Below are 18,373 nucleotides of genomic sequence, written 5' to 3' on the forward strand. Positions count from 1 at the left end.
AAGTAATTTTAGGCAAATGATAGGGCTTTAACTAAATCTTCTTTTTTATTTCTACTCAAAGGTATTTTTGTAATTCCAATTTCGGCAAACTTGCTATTGAAACGCTCTACTTTGTCTATATTTATAATATAGGACTTATGAACTCTGATGAATTTTTCTTTTGACAAATCATTTTCAAAAGATTTCATTGTAGAAAGCACTAAGTTGCTGTCTTCTTCAGTAACAACTCTAACGTAGTCACCAAAAGCTTCAATCCATTTAATTTTAGAAGTGAAGATTTTTAATTTTTTAAGATTACTCTTAATGAAAATATGTTCGCCTTCTTCTTCTTTATTCTCTTTTTTAAGAGAATATAAATCGATTGCTCTTCTTACCGATGCATTGAAACGATCTATTGCAATAGGTTTTTGCAGATAGTCGGTAGCATCATAATCAAATGCCTTCATGGCATACTCCGCTTTAGAAGTAATGAAGATTATTTGTGGTTTAATTTTTAAACCATCTAAAAAATCAAAACCGCTTATTACAGGCATTTCAATATCTAGAAATATTAAATCCACATTATGTACGGACATACAACTTCTAGCTTCAATTGCATTAGAAAAATCACCAATTAAATGCAGATTGGGGTGATTATTCACTAACTTTGCGATGATCATTCTTTGAATGGAACTATCATCAACTACTACACAATTAAGTTTCATAATTTAGTATTTTAAGATTTGGAATAGTAAATTTAACAAAGATTTATTTTAAAAACTAATCTTTATCGGTTTTTTTTGCCGTACAACGAATAAAGTGAAATTTTAATTGTTTATTTAAAATAATTGATTACTTTTGCACCCAAATTAACAAATAAATACATATTTATGAATCATTATGAAACTGTTTTCATTTTAAATCCCGTTTTATCTGAAGTTCAGGTAAAGGAAACAGTAAGCAAATTTGAAGATTTTCTTACTAGTAGAGGAGCAGAGATGGTATCGAAAGAAGACTGGGGTCTTAAAAAAATGGCTTACGAAATTCAAAACAAAAAAAGTGGTTTTTACCATTTATTCGAATTCAAAGTAGCAGGAGAAGTTCTTATTGCTTTTGAAACTGAATTTAGACGTGACGAAAGAGTAATGCGTTTCTTGACTGTAAGTTTAGATAAACATGCTATATCTTGGGCTGAAAGAAGAAGAACTAAATTAAAATCTACAAAAGCTTAATTATCATGGCAACATTACAACAATCGGCTTCAGGAAAAAAAGACGGAGATATCAGATATCTTACACCTTTAAACATAGAAACAAACAAAACTAAAAAGTATTGTCGTTTCAAAAAATCAGGTATCAAATATATTGATTATAAAGATGCTGATTTCTTATTGAAATTTGTAAACGAACAAGGAAAAATTCTTCCTCGTCGTTTAACAGGAACTTCATTGAAATACCAAAGAAAAGTTTCAGTTGCAGTTAAGAGAGCACGTCACTTAGCATTAATGCCATATGTGGCTGATTTATTAAAATAATTAAAAATTAACAGTTGTTGGTTTTCTGAAATATGAAACCTAACTTCTCAAATAAAGGACAACAACATGGAACTTATTTTAAGAAAAGATGTTCAAAATTTAGGATTTAAAGATGACGTAGTAAATGTGAAAAACGGATACGGTCGTAACTTTTTAATCCCACAAGGTCACGCACATTTAGCAACTTCTTCTGCAAAGAAAGTGTTAGCTGAAAACCTAAAACAAAGAGCTCACAAAGAAGAAAAAGTAGTAAACGATGCAAAAGCATTGGCTGAAGCTTTGAAAGCTATTGAAATTAAAATTTTCGCAAAAGCAGGTGGTGAAAAATTATTCGGTTCAATAACGAATATTGATATCGCTGAAGCATTAGCAAAAGGTGGTCAAGTAATTGACAGAAAATTTATTACTAGTGGAATCGTTAAACGTACAGGAAAATATGCTGCTAACGTTAGATTACACAGAGAAGTAATTATTGAATTACCTTATGAAATTGTTGCTGAAAAATAACATTCTGTTAACACTTTGTTAATAAAATATAAAAATCACTCTTAGGAGTGATTTTTTTTTGGCTAATTTTGACCAAAATAATTAACACTCAAATAAATGAAAAAAATTATTACTTTATTGTTTTTTGTGTTTGGTCTTCATATGATGGTAGGCCAAACTACAACATCGAGTATTAAGGGAATAGTGAAAAGTTCTAGTAATGAGTTGCTTCCAGGTGCAACGGTACTCGCAATTCATACTCCTTCAGGAACTAAATATTCTGCATTATCAAATGCTGATGGAAGATTCAACATGTTGAACATGAGAATTGGCGGGCCATACAAAATTGTAGTTTCATTTGTAGGTTTTAAAAATCAAGAATTCAATGATGTCTACCTTGAATTAGGTAAAGCATTTGGTTTAGATATCATTTTGCAAGATGAAAGCCAAAAGTTAGAAGAAGTAAAAGTTGTTGGAGCTAAAAATAAAGTTTTTCAAAGTGGAAGAACGGGTGCCGAAACTACTATAGGTAGAAGAGAATTGGCAGTATTGCCATCAATCTCAAGATCAGCTGAGGATTTTACACGTTTAGAGCCTTCTGCCAGTGGAGGATCTTTTGGAGGTAGAAATGATCAATATAATAATTATTCGTTGAATGGAGCTGTATTTAATAATCCTTTTGGATTGGATGCCGCAACTCCCGGCGGACAAACGAGTTCTCAGCCAATTTCATTAGATGCGATTGACCAAATTCAGGTTGCTACTGCTCCTTATGATGTGACTTTATCAGGTTTTACGGGAGCTTCTGTAAATGCTGTAACTAAATCTGGTACAAATGAATTTCATGGTACTGCTTATACTTTTTACAGAAACCAAGATTTAACAGGTAATAAAGTGCATGGAGAGAAAATATTTGTTCCTTCTTTAGAGCAAACACAAGCAGGGTTGAGTATTGGAGGTCCAATAGTTAAAAACAAATTATTTTTCTTTGCCAATTATGAAATTGACAAAAGAAGCGATTTAGGTTCAAATGTTGTTGCCAATGATGGAAATGCTACTACAGGTGTAAATGAATCCAGAGTTTTAGCTACTGATTTAATGCATGTATCTACTGAATTAGGGAAGTTAGGTTATAATACTGGAGCTTATCAAGGATTTACTCATAATTCAGATTCAAATAAAGGAATTATTAAATTTGACTGGAATATTAATGACAATCACAAATTAGCTTTTATTTATAATTTCTTGGATGCATCCAAAGATAAACCTGCGCATCCTACAGCGATTCTTCGTAGAGGACCAGATGTTAATACAATGCAGTTTCAAAACTCGGGATATCAAATAAACAATCAAATTAGTTCTTTTTTAGTGGAGTTGAACTCTAAATTTAGCGAAGTAGTTACTAATAAACTACAAGCGGGTTATACTCATTTTAACGATTTCAGAAGACCATTTTCTGCACCAGCACCAGTTATTAGTATAACTAAGGATGGTTCTCCATATATTATTGCTGGTCATGAACCATTTTCAATCAACAATAAATTAGATCAAAAAGTAATTCAAATTACAGATAATTTGAATATTGTAAAAGGAAATCATACTTATACAGCAGGTTTCTCTTTTGAAAAATTCATTTTCAAAAACTCATTCAATCTTAAGGGATATGGATTTGATGTCTTTGGAACAACAGATATGGCTGGTTTTGATGCTAATATTGCAAATGGATATTATGCTTCAGCGATTGCAGCGGCTCAAACAACATATGATACAAAAAATGCACTTCAAGACGGAGCGAATGGCGGTTGGAATTTAGCTGAAACTACTGTTGGTCAATTAGCATTTTATGTTCAAGATGAGTGGAATATCAACGATAATTTCAAATTAATATATGGATTAAGAGCTGATAAACCATTGTATTTTAATACCTCAAAATTAATACAGAAATTTATCGATACGGATAATTCTGAAGGGTATGTTCCAACTATCAATTATTATAATCCAAAAGATGGTAGTACTGTAAACTTCGATTCTACAAAACTACCTGGAAATGCATTGTTATGGTCACCTAGAGTAGGTTTCAATTGGGATGTAAATGGAAATAAAGTAACTCAATTGCGTGGTGGAACAGGGATTTTTACTGGAAAACTGCCATTTGTATGGATAGGAAATCAAGTTGGCGGTACTGACCCATTTTTCTACGAAGTTGTTAATAATAATTTTAAATTTCCTCAAGTTTGGAGAACAAGTTTAGGTATCGACCATAAATTTGAAAATAATTATATTTTAACAGTAGATATGTCTTATAATAAAGATATCAATGCAGTCCATGTTCAGGATTGGGGATTAAAAACACCTACCAGTCAATTGAATGGAGTTGATAAAAGACCAATTTACGGTTCTAATGATTATGGTACTTGGAATGAATATGGTTTTCCAACAAGGGCTCATGCCTATGTCTTGACTAATTCCAAAAAAGGAAGTGCCTTTAATACTTCTGTTAAAGTGCAAAAAACTTTTGATAATGGATTTTTTGCTAGTTTAGCTTATAATTATCTAAAATCACAAGATGTGAATTCTATTGAAGCAGAAATTACCGGTGATGCCTTTAATTTTAACCCAGCTTTAGGGAATGTAAATAATGATGTTCTTTCTAATTCTAAATATGGAGACACTCATCGTTTTATTGGTGTAGCTTCAAAAAAATGGAAATATGGAAATGATAAATGGGCAACTACAGTTTCTACTTTCTTTGAATATGCTCAAGGAGGTCGTTTCAATTATACTTACGGAGGCGATATTAATAATGATGGAGCCTCAGGAAATGATTTGATTTATATTCCAACTACAGCTGAAATCAGTGCCATGATTTTTTCGGGTGCAGGTCAAGGTGCAGCATTTGATAATTTTATCAAACAAGATGATTATTTGAATGGGAGAAGAGGTCAGTACGCAGAACGTTACGGTGCTTTATCTCCATGGAGAGGAAAATGGGATCTTAAATTAATGCAAGATTATAATTTTAAAATTTCATCAGCTTCTGAAAAGAAAAATACAATTCAATTCAGTGTTGATGTTTTGAATATAGGGAATTTATTGAACTCAGATTGGGGATTAATCCAACAACCAATCAGCGTGCAACCAATAGGAGTATCAGTTAATGCCGGAAATATTCCAACTTATACATTCAATGGTACGCAAACAAAAACCTTTAGTTATGACGCTAGTTTAGCATCAAGATGGCAAGCGCAATTTGGTATCAGATATATTTTCTAGAAAAGATAAAAAATATATTAAATTTGCCCTCTCATTTGAAGAGGGCTTTTTTATTCCAATGAGAATAAAATCTCAACAGTTAAAATTAAAATACAATAATGAAATACTCAAGATTAACAAAAGAACAGTTTGAAGAATTAATGCCTGAATTTACTAATTTTTTAGCTACTCAAGCAATTGATAAAGCGGAGTGGGATAAAATTAAAACGGAAAAGCCTGATGTGGCTGAACAAGAATTAGATGTTTTTTCTGATTTGATTTGGGAAGGTGTTCTGTCGAAAGCAGAATATTTAGAACATTTTTCTAAAAATCATATTTTCCTTTTTCATTGTTTTGATACATATGTTCAATCCATTGTTTTGAAATCATTGGTTCCAGAAACTGATTTCTTGACCAAAGAAGGATTGCAATGGCTTAGCGATAACATGTTTACCGAAACAATCGAAATGAAAGTGGGAAAAAAAGAGTTTACTGATGAGCGTAATACTTCTGTTTTTGCTTTAATACAACAAGGTTCTTTTTTAAGTGATGGCCTTTTATACAAACAAATAAATACAATTATAGAGTCATAATTGTATTGCAGTTTCTTTTAATTTGGTTATTTTAGTACACTTTTTCAAAAACTAAAATAGCCAATTTTTATTTTCTATGGATATTCAAAATACAATTCAAACTTTAAGAGAGGAATTAAATCAGCACAATTATAATTATTACGTGTTGGATAAACCAATAATTTCCGATTATGAATTTGATTTTAAATTAAAACAACTCCAAGATTTAGAAAATAAATATCCGGAATACTTTGATGAAAACTCTCCTACGCAACGAGTAGGTGGCACAATTACAAAAAACTTCCAAACCGTTCCTCACGAACACCGAATGTATTCTCTTGATAATTCCTATTCTAAAGAAGAATTAGTTGATTGGGAGAAACGGATTCAAAAAGTTCTCGGAGAAGTTCCATTAGAATATACTTGCGAATTAAAATATGACGGGGCATCAATTAGTATTACTTACGAAAACGGAAAATTAAAACGCGCAGTTACGCGTGGTGATGGTTTTCAAGGAGATGATGTGACTAATAATATCAAAACTATAAAATCAATTCCGCTTAAGCTAAAAGGAAATTTTCCTGAAAAATTTGATGTACGGGGTGAAATTATTTTGCCTTTTGCAGGTTTCGAAAAAATGAATCAGGATTTAATAGAAATAGGGGAATTACCGTATTCAAATCCTAGAAACACAGCTTCGGGAAGTTTGAAATTACAAGACAGTGCCGAGGTTGCAAAAAGACCATTGGATTGTTTGCTGTATTTTTTAATTGGAAACAATCTGCCTTTTAAATCACAATTTGAAGGATTAGAAACTGCTAGGGAATGGGGATTTAAAGCGCCTAAAGAAGCAAAACTGGCCCATAATCTAGAAGAAGTTTTTCAATACATCGATTATTGGGACACGCATAGACATAATCTTCCTTATGAAACCGATGGTGTTGTCGTAAAAGTAAATTCTTTTAATTACCAAGACGAATTGGGTTTTACGGCTAAATCTCCGCGTTGGGCAATTGCTTATAAGTTCAAATCAGAACAAGTTTCAACAAAGCTAAACTCTATTTCTTATCAGGTGGGAAGAACAGGGGCAATTACACCAGTAGCTAATTTAGAGCCAGTGCAATTGGCGGGAACTATTGTAAAACGTGCTTCTTTACACAATGCTGATCAAATTGAGAAACTGGATATTCGTGTAGGAGATACAGTTTTTGTAGAAAAAGGAGGGGAGATAATCCCTAAGATAATTTCCGTTGATTTAAGCAAACGCCCAGAAAATACAGAGCCAACAAAATACATCACCCATTGTCCGGAATGCCATACAGAATTAGTTCGAAGTGAAGGTGAAGCAAATCACTATTGTCCCAATTTTTATGGCTGTCCTCCACAGATTATTGGAAGAATCCAGCATTATATTTCTCGAAAAGCTATGGATATTGAAGGCCTTGGCGGAGAAACGGTAGCATTACTTTTCAATAATGGATTGGTTCATAATTACGCTGATTTATATGAATTGACTGTGGAGCAAATTCTTCCTTTGGAAAGAATGGCTCAAAAATCTGCTGAAAATTTAGTGAAAGGTGTAGAAAATTCAAAAAATATTCCTTTCGAAAGCGTTTTATTTGCGCTTGGAATTCGATTTGTTGGTGAAACGGTCGCTAAGAAATTAGCGAAGCATTATAAAAATATTGAAGCATTAAGTCAGGCCACATTGATGGATTTGATTTTGGTGGATGAAATTGGGGACCGAATTGCCCAAAGTGTGATTGACTTTTTTGAAAACCAAGAAAATAAAATTATCATTGAAAGGTTAAAAAAACATGGGGTACAATTTGAAATTATTGAGAAAATAAACCCAAATTCCACGGATAAACTTTCTGGAAAAACTTTTGTAGTTTCAGGTGTTTTTGAGAAATTTTCTAGAGATGATTTGAAAAAAGCCATTGAAGATAACGGAGGTAAAGTAGGAAGTTCAATTTCTGCAAAAACTGATTATGTTGTTGCTGGCGATAATATGGGGCCAGCTAAATTAGAAAAAGCCAATAAATTAAATATCCCGATAATTACGGAAGATGATTTTATGAAACTGATAAATGAAAGCTAGTACACCTTCTCTTATACTTTATTTTTTCGCCTGCATATTAACTATTTTATTTGATTTGCTAGGGCAGGAATCATTAGTGCTTTATGCAAAATCTATTGTTGTACCCTCAATTTTCATTTATTATTTAACCACAAATAATTACAAAATTGATTTAATTAAAGCCGGTATCTTTCTTTTTTCGTTTATTGGAGATGTTTTTATTTTGATGAACTATAATGATTCAGAAACCGGTTCTGTATTGAGTTTTTTAATTGTCTATATACTATTGATAGTTCATCTTTTTCAAGGCTTAAAAAAAGTGAAGCTTGATAAAATAGATATTTTGTTTTTATTATGTGTAATAATTGTGATGGTCGTTTTATCGATTACTATTTTAAGTTTACAATTTGAGAAAATGAAAACAGATTTTTCAATTATTATAATTTATAGCATTATTCTAAGTATGTTAATCTGTATATCTGTTATGAATTATATTATAAAAAGCAGTTTTGCTTTTCTAAATTTAGTTCTAATGTCAGTTTTTTTTATGTTTTCTGATATTTTTTATGTTCTAAATGGATTTTATCTAAAGCTTTCCGTTTTTAGTCTAATCGAAATGGCAACTCAGGTATTTTCTTATTTTTTTATGGTAAATTACTTTATTGCAAATGACAAATCTATCCATAAATTAAACAATTATTGATGTTCCTTTGGATGCATTCAGTTTATTATTATCCAAATAAAAATCAATTCGACCTAAATTAATACCGTAACAACCTACTTGGTTTACCAAAACTTCTTTACCAAGAAGATTTTTTGCAACCGTTGGTTTATCAAGAAAAGTATGCGTGTGGCCACCTATTATTAAGTCTATATCCTGGGTCAGTTCCGCTAGTTTTAAATCACAAATTTTATTAGGTTCATCTTTGTATTTATATCCTAAATGCGACAAACAAATCACTAAATCACATTGTTGTTCTTTTTTTAAAATCCGAACCATATCTTGTGCTGTCTCAACAGGATTATTGTAAACAGTTTCTTTATACATCGCTTTATCCACTAATCCATCGAGTTCAACTCCAAGGCCAAAAACACCAACTTTGATTCCATTTTTATTGAATATCTTATACGGTTTTACAAAACCATCCATCACCGTGTTTTTAAAATCATAATTTGCTGATAAGAATTCAAATTTTGCATGAGGCATTTGTGCATACAAACCTTCAACGCCATTATCAAAATCATGATTCCCTATCGTGGAAGCATCATATTGCATCATGCTCATCAATTTAAATTCTAATTCTCCGCCATAATAATTAAAATACGGCGTTCCCTGAAAAATATCACCGGCATCAAGTAACAATACATTTGGATTTTCTTTTCTGATTGATTCTATAAGAGCGGCTCTTCGTACAACGCCGCCCATATTAGGATTTCTGGGATGATCCGCCGGAAAAGGATCTATATAACTATGGACATCATTCGTGTGTAGAATTGTCAAATGTTTCGTCTCACTAGATGTAAAGCTGGTTAACGGCAGTCCTAAACTCAATAAAGCGGTACTTGCAGCGGTTTTTTCGATAAAATCTCTTCTTTTCATTTTTGTTTTTTTGGAGCTATTTCCTGCTGTCCGCTATATCTTTATGTTTTTAAAGAAAAAACATAAAGGATGTCGCCTCCATTAGGGCTAGGGCTATATATTTATGAAATTATTTTCTGTTTTTTAAACGGAATCCTTTTTTATTCAACAGTAATTCTGACATCATTTACAACAGGGATGGTGTCGACTTCTTTGAAATAATCAATTAGAATATTTCTTAACTTATAATCCAAAACATATTTCTGAACGCTTTTTTTAAAGAAATTCATATTGTCGCCACCATTAGATAAATAATCATTGGTTCCTACATAATAAATTTTGTCTTTATCAATAGATTTTCCTTGAATTAAGATGTTTTTGGCTGCGTTATTTTTGTCTATCGTAAAGGTTAAGCCGGACAAAGGATGTGGTTTTTTCTCGTTGATAAAATAATCAACTAATTCAAGAATTTGCGCCCCTTTTAAAGCAACAACAACCATACTGTTTTCAAAAGGCATGATTTCAAAAGCGGTTCTGCTGGTTACATTCCCTTTTGGAAGAATAGAACGAATACCGCCATGATTCAGTAAACAGATATCAATATTCTTTTTTTCTCTGGCATTAAAAACTAAGTTGCCTCGCATTAAGGTAACATCAGCAAGTAAATTTCCAATAGTAGTCTGCCATTTTCCAGAACTTTTATCTAAAGTTACCGGACAATATGCCAGAACGCTGTCTAAATCTTTATTAATGTGTTCGCGGTAGGGTTTGATAAAGTTTTCGATTAACTTTGTTTGTTCGCTATCTAGTTTCGGCTCAGGAGCTTGGTTTTCCTTTTCAGCAATTGGTATTCTTTTACCTTCTATCTTTGTAATGTAATAATTTTGTTTACTACAGGAAGTAATAAAAACAAATGTTAAGAATATAACAAAAAGTTTTAAAACATCGTTATACTTTTTTAGATTTACCATTTCAAATGCGACTTAATTAATTAATTTTGTAAACAAGTAAAAGTAATATGTTTTTAAATTACATAAAGGATTTTTCTGTAAAAAAAATATTAAAAAACAGCTTGCATAATGTTAAAAGCAGTTCGCTTTCAACTTCGATACAAACTGTAGGTTTACTTATAGATGCTAGTTATTTTTCGAAAAAAGAGGTCTTGATTAAAGAATTAATTGCAAACGGAATTTCAGCAGACAATATTAAAGTTATTGTTTACAAAGACAAATTTAAAAAAAGCGATGCGCATCAGTATCCTGCTTTTGGAGCAAAACATCTCAATTGGAAAGGGGAGATTACTGATTCACAGGTAAATGATTTTATAAACGAAAATTTTGATTTGCTAATCAATTATTATGATGTTGAAAAAGCAATTTTAATGGTTGCTACTCACAATTCAAAAGCATTATTTAAAGTTGGATTTTCATCAATAGACAAAAGATTAAATCATTTGATGATTAATACCAGTGCCGAAAATTATAAAGTTTTCATTCATGAATTATTTAGATATTTAAAAATATTAAACAAATTATAATCCAATATGCAATCATTAATAGGAACAGGTGTTGCCCTTGTAACGCCATTTAACGAAGATTTTTCAATTGATACTGAAGCATTAAAAAGAATTGTTAATTTTTCCATAGATAATGGAATTGAATACCTTGTCGTACTTGGTACAACTGCTGAAAATGCAACGTTGTCCCAAGATGAAAAAGAATTGGTTATCAAGACAGTAATAGAAACTAATAATGGAAGATTACCATTAGTATTAGGCGTTGGAGGTAATAATACAATGAAAGTCGTAGACGAGCTTAAAACGAGAGATTTGTCAAAATTTGCTGCTATACTTTCGGTTTCTCCATATTATAATAAACCAACTCAGGAAGGAATTTACCAACACTTTAAAGCTGTTGCTGAAGCTTCTCCGATTCCTGTAATCTTGTATAATGTTCCAGGAAGAACAGCTAGTAATATGTTACCATCAACTGTTTTGCGTTTAGCAAATGATTTTGAAAATGTAGTTGCTATCAAGGAAGCAGCTGGTGATATTGTTCAAGCAATGCAAATATTGAAAAACAAACCAAAAGATTTTCTTGTGATTTCTGGTGATGATATGATTGCATTACCAATGATTTTAGCAGGTGGATCTGGCGTTATATCTGTAATTGGACAAGGTTTTCCAAAAGAATTTTCTGAAATGATTCGATTGGGTTTAAATAGAAAAGTAGATGAAGCGTTCAAAACGCAATACCTTTTATCAGATTGTATTGATATGATTTTTGAGCAGGGAAATCCTGCAGGAATCAAACAAGTGTTTCTCTCACTAGGAATTGCTGAAAATACGGTGCGTTTACCATTGATAAAAGTAGATGAATCGTTGGCTAACAGAATTGATCTATTTGTTAAAAAAATCAATAAACAAGCGTAAAAAACAGCGTCTTTTTTTAAGCAAAAATATATTTTGTAGTAGCTAAATTAATAACTAAATTTGCCACCGAAACTTCGGTATGATTTTCTGTAGGTTGAACACAACAACGAAATCGTAAAAAAAGTAAAAAAATGAAAAAAATAATATCTCTATTGCTTCTTGTGGCACTTTTCAGTTCTTGTAACGAATACCAAAAAGCACTAAAAACCGAAGATGTTGCTGTAAAATTTGATATAGCTACGAAATTGTACGATGCTGGTAAATATTCAAAAGCAATTCGTCTTTTTGAACAAATTGCTCCGGCATACAGAGGGAAGCCTCAAGCGGAAAAATTGTTTTACATGTTCTCTCAGTCGTACTATAAAACCAAACAATATTATTTAGCGGGATATCAATTTGAAAGTTTTGTTTCGGGTTATCCAAAAAGTGAAAAAATACAGGAAGCGGCTTATTTAGGTACTAAAAGTTATTCTAAGTTATCACCGTCTTATAGCTTAGACCAGGCAGATACTGTGAAAGCGATAGATAAATTACAATCTTTTATTGATTCTTATCCTAATTCAGAATATTTGACAGAAGCAAATGCAACTTTAAAAGTGCTAAGTGATAAAATAGAGAAGAAAGTTTATGAAAATGCAAAAGGATATAATACTATTTCAGATTATAAATCAGCGATAGTTGCTTTTGATAATTTTATAGCGGATTATCCTGGAACAAAATTCAAGGAAGATGCCTTATTTTATAAATATGATTCAGCGTATCAACTGGCAATCAATAGTATTCCTGCAAAAATGGAAGAGCGATTAAATGTTGCAAAAGTGGCACATTCTAATTTGGTAAAATTTGATGCCAATACAAAATACAAAAAGAAAGCAGACGAAATGTTTGCAAGGATTGATAAAGATTTACAAAAATTTACTAAATAAATAAAGTCATGGATTTAAAAAAGACGAATGCTCCAGTAAATACAATAACATACAACAAGAATGTTATTGAAGAACCTACTGGTAACGTGTATGAAGCGATAACCATTATGGCTAAAAGAGCAAACCAAATCAATTCTGAAATCAAAAAAGAATTGACTGAGAAATTGGAAGAATTTGCTACATATAATGACAGTCTTGAAGAAGTTTTTGAAAACAAAGAACAAATTGAGGTTTCAAAATTTTACGAAAAATTGCCTAAGCCTCACGCTTTAGCAGTTCAAGAATGGTTAGATGGTAAAATCTACCACAGAGATTCAAATAAGTAATAGTAGTAATGTCAGTTTTAAACGGTAAGAAAATTTTACTAGGTATTTCTGGTGGAATTGCAGCCTATAAAACAGCTTCATTAGTACGACTTTTTATAAAAGCAGGTGCACATGTCCAAGTGATAATGACACCTGCTTCTAAGGATTTTATAACTCCATTAACGTTATCTACGTTATCTAAAAATCCTGTATTTTCGAGCTTTTACAATCAAGACGACGAGAATGAGATATGGAATAATCATGTTGAATTGGCACTTTGGGCTGATTTGATGGTGATTGCTCCAGCTACTGCAAATACCTTGTCAAAAATGGCAAATGGTACTTGTGATAATCTTTTGATTGCAGCTTATTTATCGGCAAAATGTCCTGTTTATTATGCACCTGCAATGGACTTGGATATGTACAAACATCCCTCTACCGTTGCTAATTTTTTCTCGCTGACTGAATTTGGTGACACAATAATTCCTGCTGAAAGTGGAGAATTAGCCAGTGGACTTTCAGGAGAAGGTAGAATGGCAGAACCGGAACACATTGTTGCATTTATAGAAGCTGATTTAGAAAGCAGATTACCCTTAAAAGGAAAAAAAATATTAATTACTGCCGGTCCCACATACGAAGCAATAGATCCTGTGCGTTTTATAGGAAATCATTCTTCGGGGAAAATGGGTTTTGATATTGCCTCAAGTGCAGCAAATTTGGGAGCTTCAGTGCTATTAGTTACAGGTCCTACACATTGTAAAGCAACCAATCCATTGATAAAAGTGATTCCTGTAGTTTCTGCTCAGGAAATGTATGATGCCTGTCATCAATATTATGCTCATGTAGATGTTGCTATTGCTGCTGCTGCTGTAGCGGATTATAAGCCTAAGAATGTGGCTTTGCAAAAGATAAAAAAGAATACAGATGATTTCACTATTGAACTAGAGAAAACAAAAGATATCTTAGCCTCTTTAGGAGAAAGTAAAAAAAATCAGTTTTTAATTGGTTTTGCTTTAGAAACAGAAAATGAAATTGAAAATGCTAAGTTGAAAATTCAGAAAAAAAACTTAGATTTGATAGTTCTAAATTCATTGCAAGATGAAGGAGCCGGTTTTGGAAAGACAACAAATAAAATTACTTTTATAGATAAGTTTTTTACTATCGAAGCCATGGAATTAAAATCGAAAGAAGCAGTTGCTGATGATATATTAAACAAAGTAATAGCACACTTTTATGCATAAAATAATTACTTTTCTTTTACTACTGACTTTTGGGCTTTCGCAAGCGCAACAGTTAAATTGTACTGTGACAGTAAATGCACAAAAATTAAGTAATGCAAATCAGCAAGTTTTCAAGACGCTGGAAACATCGATAAGTGAATTTGTAAACAAAACGGATTGGACAGGGCAGACTTTTAAGCAAAACGAAAAGATTAATTGCTCTATGTATATTACCGTTTCATCAAATAGTTCGGATCAATTTACGGCCACTATTCAGGTGCAATCATCAAGACCTATTTTTAATTCTTCCTACGCATCTCCAGTATTAAATTTTAATGATAAAGACTTTAGTTTTAGATATACTGAGTTCGAAAATTTAATTTTTAATCCAACTACTTTCGATTCTAATTTAGTTTCTGTAATTGCTTTTTACAGTTATGTGATTTTAGGAATGGATTCAGATACGTTTGTTTTGGAATCAGGAAATCCAAATTTTGAAATAGCCCAGAATATTTCCAATGTGGCACAACAAGGAGGGTCTAAAGGATGGGGACAAACAGATGGAAATCAAAATCGATATTTTTTGATAAACGATATTTTATCACCTGCATTTAAACAAGTCAGACAAACCATGTATGACTATCATACAGGATTAGACTTAATGAGTCAAGATTTAAAAGCTTCGAAAGAAAAAATAAAAGGATCGTTAATTAATCTGTCAAAATTAAATGCTTCAAGACCTAATGCTTTTTTGACGCGTGTCTTTTTTGATGCTAAATCAGATGAAATAGTTTCTATATTTTCTGGTGGACCAAGTATTACTATATCAGATTTAGTCGATAATCTGAATAAAATTTCTCCTCTGAATTCAAGTAAATGGGGGCTTATAAAATATTAATTGTTTTTTCAATTTCTAGTTTAATTCCAACTCCTCATAACAAATAACATATAAATGATAACGTCACTTTCGATAAAAAACTATGCTTTAATAGAAAAATTGACTATCGATTTTTCAAAAGGTTTCTCAACTATTACAGGAGAAACAGGTGCTGGTAAATCAATAATTTTAGGCGCATTGGGACTGGTTTTAGGAAAAAGAGCCGACTTAACTTCTTTGAAAAATAAGGAAGAAAAGTGCATCATTGAAGCTCATTTTGAAATTTCAAAGTATAATTTGTTGCCGTTTTTCGATGCCAATGATTTGGACTATGAAAATGAAACTATAATTAGACGTGAAATTCTGCCTTCGGGGAAATCTAGAGCTTTTATTAATGACAGTCCGGTAAATCTTCAGGAACTTCAAGAATTGAGTTTGTTCTTAATTGATATTCATTCGCAACAGCAAACTCAAGAGCTTTCGGATGAAAATGTTCAGTTCGATATTATTGATGCCATTGCCAATAATAAAGAGACAATTCTGGATTACCAATCGCTTTTGAAAAGTTATAAATCGGATAAATCCAAATTGAATTCGCTGCTGAAAAGACAAAGCGAATCTAAGAAAGAACAAGAATACAATACTTTTTTGTTGGATGAATTAATTGCGGCCCAATTAAAATCAGGGGAACAAGAAACTCTTGAAGCTGATTTTGAGAAGTTGAATAATGTTGAGATTATCAAAGAGTCTATCGATAAAGCTTTGGCTATTGCCAATGAGGAACAGATAGGAGTGATGAATAATTTGAAAGAAATTAAAATTTCATTACAGAAAATCGCACCCTTTTCAGTGGATTACCATTCTTTGTTGGAAAGAATTACAAGCGTAACGATTGAGTTTGATGATATTTCAGAAGAGATGAATCGTTGTTCGGAAAAACTTATTAATGATCCAGAGCAATTGGACTTAATCAGCCAAAAGTTACAGGTTATTTTTAATTTGCAAAAGAAACATCAGGTTACTACGGTGGATGAATTACTGGAAATTCAAACTAACTTAGAAAATTCAGTTTTAGAGCTAGGGAATATCGAAGAAGAAATTATAGCATTAACGCATTCGATTGAACAAAAAACAACCACATTAGACGTCATGTCGAATATAATTCATGATAATAGATTTGAATCGATTCCAGTTTTATCTCAAAAGTTGATTTCGATTTTAGAAACGTTAGGAATGCCTAATGTCCGTTTCAAAATCGATATTAATGCTGGTGAAACGTATTTTCAAAATGGAAAAGATGAACTTCAGTTTTTATTTTCGGCCAATAAAGGAACTGATTTTGGCTTATTGAAAAAAGTGGCTTCCGGTGGGGAAATGTCGAGAATCATGCTGGCAGTTAAAGCAATATTGGCACAATATTCGAAATTGCCAACACTAATTTTTGATGAAATTGACACGGGGGTTTCCGGTGAGATTGCAATCAGAATGGGAGAAATCATGAAAGAAATGAGTCAGGAGATGCAAATTTTTGCCATTACGCATTTACCTCAAATCGCGGCAAAAGGGAATGCGCATTTCAAAGTATTTAAATCGACTGTTGGTGACGATACACAATCGGAGCTAAAGCTGTTGAATGAGGAAGATAGAGTAGTGGAAATTGCACAAATGTTATCAGGAACAATCGTTTCTGAATCAGCCTTAAATCATGCAAAAGCCTTGTTGAACTAATATTTTGCTTTATATTTGTTCCCTTTTAGGAAGCATTTTGCGAAAGCTTAAAACAATTATACAAAAAATTAAATTAAAGAATAACCAAATATGATTATAGAACCTAGAATGAGAGGATTTATTTGTACGACATCTCACCCAAAAGGATGCGAACAAAATGTTAAAAATCAGATAGAATATATACAATCAAAAGGAAATATTAATGGTGCTAAAAAAGTCTTAGTAATTGGAGCTTCAACTGGTTTTGGGTTGGCTTCAAGAATTACAAGTGCTTTTGGTTCTAATGCAGCAACGATTGGTGTGTTTTTTGAAAAAGCACCTTCTGAAGGAAAAACGGCTTCACCAGGTTGGTATAATTCTGCAGCTTTCGAAAACGAAGCGCATAAAGCAGGTTTATATGCAAAAAGTATCAATGGTGATGCATTTTCGAATGAAATAAAAAAACAAACATTAGATCTTATCAAAGCTGATTTAGGTCAAATTGATTTAATAATTTATAGTTTAGCTTCTCCAGTTCGTGTTCATCCGGTTACAGGTGTAATGCATCGTTCTGTTTTAAAACCAATTGGAAGTACTTTTACAAACAAAACTGTTGATTTCCATTCTGGTAAAGTTTCTGAAATTTCTATTGAGCCATGCAGTGGTGATGATATTGAAAATACGATTGCTGTAATGGGCGGTGAAGATTGGGGTATGTGGATTGACGCTTTAAAAGCAGAAAATTTATTGGCACCTGGAGTAACAACTGTTGCTTATTCTTATATTGGACCATCATTGACTGAGGCAGTTTATAGAAAAGGAACAATAGGTCGTGCTAAAGATCATCTTGAAGCGACAGCATTTGCTATCACTGACAGTTTAGCCGATATTGATGGGAAAGCATTTGTTTCTGTAAACAAAGCATTAGTAACTCAAGCAAGTTCTGCGATTCCTGTTATCCCATTGTATATTTCTTTATTGTACAAAATAATGAAAGAAGAAGGGATTCATGAAGGTTGTATTGAGCAAATTCAACGTTTATACCAAGAGAGATTGTATACCGGAAATGAAGTTCCTGTAGATGAGAAAGGAAGAATTCGTATTGACGATTTAGAAATGCGTTCTGATGTTCAAGAAAAAGTAGCTAAATTATGGATTGAGGCTGTTACTGAAAACTTATCTGAAATAGGTGATTTAGAGGGTTACAGAAAAGATTTTTATAATCTGTTTGGCTTTGACGTTCAAGGGGTAGATTATAAAGCAGATGCAAACGAAGTGGTAAACATTGAAAGTATTGCGTAATCCTAATATTTAGTAAATTAAATATTTATAAAACCATCAATTAATAGTTGATGGTTTTTTTATGGATAAAGATTATATTTGTTAAAATTTTTTGAGTTTAAAAAACATCTTTAATACCACATT

General features: G+C 32.0%; 18 protein-coding genes. 15 read left to right on the forward strand and 3 right to left on the reverse strand.

Annotated elements, in window-relative coordinates; translation table 11 throughout:
* Positions 1 to 8 precede the first annotated feature (8 nt).
* Positions 9 to 704 (reverse strand): LytR/AlgR family response regulator transcription factor, encoded by a 696-nt coding sequence (locus tag ACM55H_RS12555; protein WP_039110583.1) that lies wholly within the window; start codon positions 702 to 704, stop codon positions 9 to 11.
* A 165-nt stretch (positions 705 to 869) separates the two neighbouring features.
* Between ACM55H_RS12555 and rpsF the strand changes: the two genes are divergently transcribed.
* The 7 genes from rpsF (at position 870) to ACM55H_RS12590 (ending at position 8,606) form a co-directional block, all read left to right on the forward strand.
* Positions 870 to 1,211: a 30S ribosomal protein S6 gene (gene rpsF / locus ACM55H_RS12560; protein WP_035671622.1), complete on the forward strand. Its 342-nt coding sequence runs from the start codon at positions 870 to 872 to the stop codon at positions 1,209 to 1,211.
* Between the two features lie 5 nt (positions 1,212 to 1,216).
* The gene (rpsR, locus tag ACM55H_RS12565; protein ID WP_007138295.1) at positions 1,217 to 1,513 is read left to right on the forward strand and encodes a 30S ribosomal protein S18; all 297 of its coding nucleotides are present in this window, start codon (positions 1,217 to 1,219) and stop codon (positions 1,511 to 1,513) included.
* Between the two features lie 66 nt (positions 1,514 to 1,579).
* Positions 1,580 to 2,020 (forward strand): 50S ribosomal protein L9, encoded by a 441-nt coding sequence (rplI, locus tag ACM55H_RS12570; protein WP_039110588.1) that lies wholly within the window; start codon positions 1,580 to 1,582, stop codon positions 2,018 to 2,020.
* 96 nt (positions 2,021 to 2,116) lie between these two features.
* Positions 2,117 to 5,272 (forward strand): TonB-dependent receptor, encoded by a 3,156-nt coding sequence (locus ACM55H_RS12575; protein WP_416836816.1) that lies wholly within the window; start codon positions 2,117 to 2,119, stop codon positions 5,270 to 5,272.
* A gap of 98 nt (positions 5,273 to 5,370) precedes the next feature.
* Positions 5,371 to 5,844, forward strand: a complete 474-nt coding sequence (locus ACM55H_RS12580) for a DUF6495 family protein (RefSeq protein ID WP_416836817.1) — start codon at positions 5,371 to 5,373, stop codon at positions 5,842 to 5,844.
* Between the two features lie 76 nt (positions 5,845 to 5,920).
* Positions 5,921 to 7,924 (forward strand): NAD-dependent DNA ligase LigA, encoded by a 2,004-nt coding sequence (ligA, locus tag ACM55H_RS12585; protein ID WP_416836818.1) that lies wholly within the window; start codon positions 5,921 to 5,923, stop codon positions 7,922 to 7,924.
* Positions 7,914 to 8,606: a lysoplasmalogenase family protein gene (locus ACM55H_RS12590; protein WP_416836819.1), complete on the forward strand. Its 693-nt coding sequence runs from the start codon at positions 7,914 to 7,916 to the stop codon at positions 8,604 to 8,606. Before ligA ends, ACM55H_RS12590 begins: the two co-directional genes overlap by 11 nt.
* Here the strand turns inward: ACM55H_RS12590 and ACM55H_RS12595 are convergent.
* Both ACM55H_RS12595 and ACM55H_RS12600 read right to left on the reverse strand, forming a co-directional pair.
* Positions 8,592 to 9,503 (reverse strand): bifunctional metallophosphatase/5'-nucleotidase, encoded by a 912-nt coding sequence (locus ACM55H_RS12595; protein ID WP_416836820.1) that lies wholly within the window; start codon positions 9,501 to 9,503, stop codon positions 8,592 to 8,594. The genes ACM55H_RS12590 and ACM55H_RS12595 overlap by 15 nt on opposite strands.
* 140 nt (positions 9,504 to 9,643) lie before the next feature.
* Positions 9,644 to 10,453, reverse strand: a complete 810-nt coding sequence (locus tag ACM55H_RS12600) for a 5'-nucleotidase C-terminal domain-containing protein (protein ID WP_416836821.1) — start codon at positions 10,451 to 10,453, stop codon at positions 9,644 to 9,646.
* Between the two features lie 47 nt (positions 10,454 to 10,500).
* Here ACM55H_RS12600 and ACM55H_RS12605 point away from each other — a divergent pair, with 47 nt between their 5' ends.
* The 8 genes from ACM55H_RS12605 to fabV all read left to right on the forward strand — a co-directional run bounded on the left by ACM55H_RS12605 (position 10,501) and on the right by fabV (position 18,250).
* The gene (locus ACM55H_RS12605; protein WP_416836822.1) at positions 10,501 to 11,019 is read left to right on the forward strand and encodes a DUF6913 domain-containing protein; all 519 of its coding nucleotides are present in this window, start codon (positions 10,501 to 10,503) and stop codon (positions 11,017 to 11,019) included.
* Positions 11,020 to 11,025: 6 nt separating this feature from the next.
* Positions 11,026 to 11,913 carry a 4-hydroxy-tetrahydrodipicolinate synthase gene (dapA, locus tag ACM55H_RS12610; protein WP_416836823.1) on the forward strand — a complete coding sequence of 296 codons (888 nt, stop codon included), beginning with the start codon at positions 11,026 to 11,028 and terminating at the stop codon, positions 11,911 to 11,913.
* A 131-nt stretch (positions 11,914 to 12,044) separates the two neighbouring features.
* Positions 12,045 to 12,839 carry an outer membrane protein assembly factor BamD gene (locus ACM55H_RS12615; RefSeq protein WP_416836824.1) on the forward strand — a complete coding sequence of 265 codons (795 nt, stop codon included), beginning with the start codon at positions 12,045 to 12,047 and terminating at the stop codon, positions 12,837 to 12,839.
* Positions 12,840 to 12,847: 8 nt separating this feature from the next.
* Positions 12,848 to 13,165, forward strand: coding sequence for a DNA-directed RNA polymerase subunit omega (locus ACM55H_RS12620; RefSeq protein ID WP_035671643.1), 318 nt, complete (start codon positions 12,848 to 12,850; stop codon positions 13,163 to 13,165).
* Between the two features lie 8 nt (positions 13,166 to 13,173).
* Positions 13,174 to 14,385: a bifunctional phosphopantothenoylcysteine decarboxylase/phosphopantothenate--cysteine ligase CoaBC gene (coaBC, locus tag ACM55H_RS12625; protein WP_416836825.1), complete on the forward strand. Its 1,212-nt coding sequence runs from the start codon at positions 13,174 to 13,176 to the stop codon at positions 14,383 to 14,385.
* Positions 14,378 to 15,262 (forward strand): type IX secretion system protein PorD, encoded by an 885-nt coding sequence (gene porD / locus ACM55H_RS12630; protein ID WP_416836826.1) that lies wholly within the window; start codon positions 14,378 to 14,380, stop codon positions 15,260 to 15,262. Before coaBC ends, porD begins: the two co-directional genes overlap by 8 nt.
* 54 nt (positions 15,263 to 15,316) lie before the next feature.
* Positions 15,317 to 16,969, forward strand: a complete 1,653-nt coding sequence (gene recN / locus ACM55H_RS12635; RefSeq protein WP_416836827.1) for a DNA repair protein RecN — start codon at positions 15,317 to 15,319, stop codon at positions 16,967 to 16,969.
* Between the two features lie 90 nt (positions 16,970 to 17,059).
* Positions 17,060 to 18,250 (forward strand): enoyl-ACP reductase FabV, encoded by a 1,191-nt coding sequence (fabV, locus tag ACM55H_RS12640; RefSeq protein WP_416836828.1) that lies wholly within the window; start codon positions 17,060 to 17,062, stop codon positions 18,248 to 18,250.
* Positions 18,251 to 18,373 lie beyond the last annotated feature (123 nt).

It is taken from the genome of Flavobacterium cryoconiti (assembly GCF_048158645.1).
Taxonomy (GTDB): Bacteria; Bacteroidota; Bacteroidia; order Flavobacteriales; family Flavobacteriaceae; genus Flavobacterium; species Flavobacterium cryoconiti.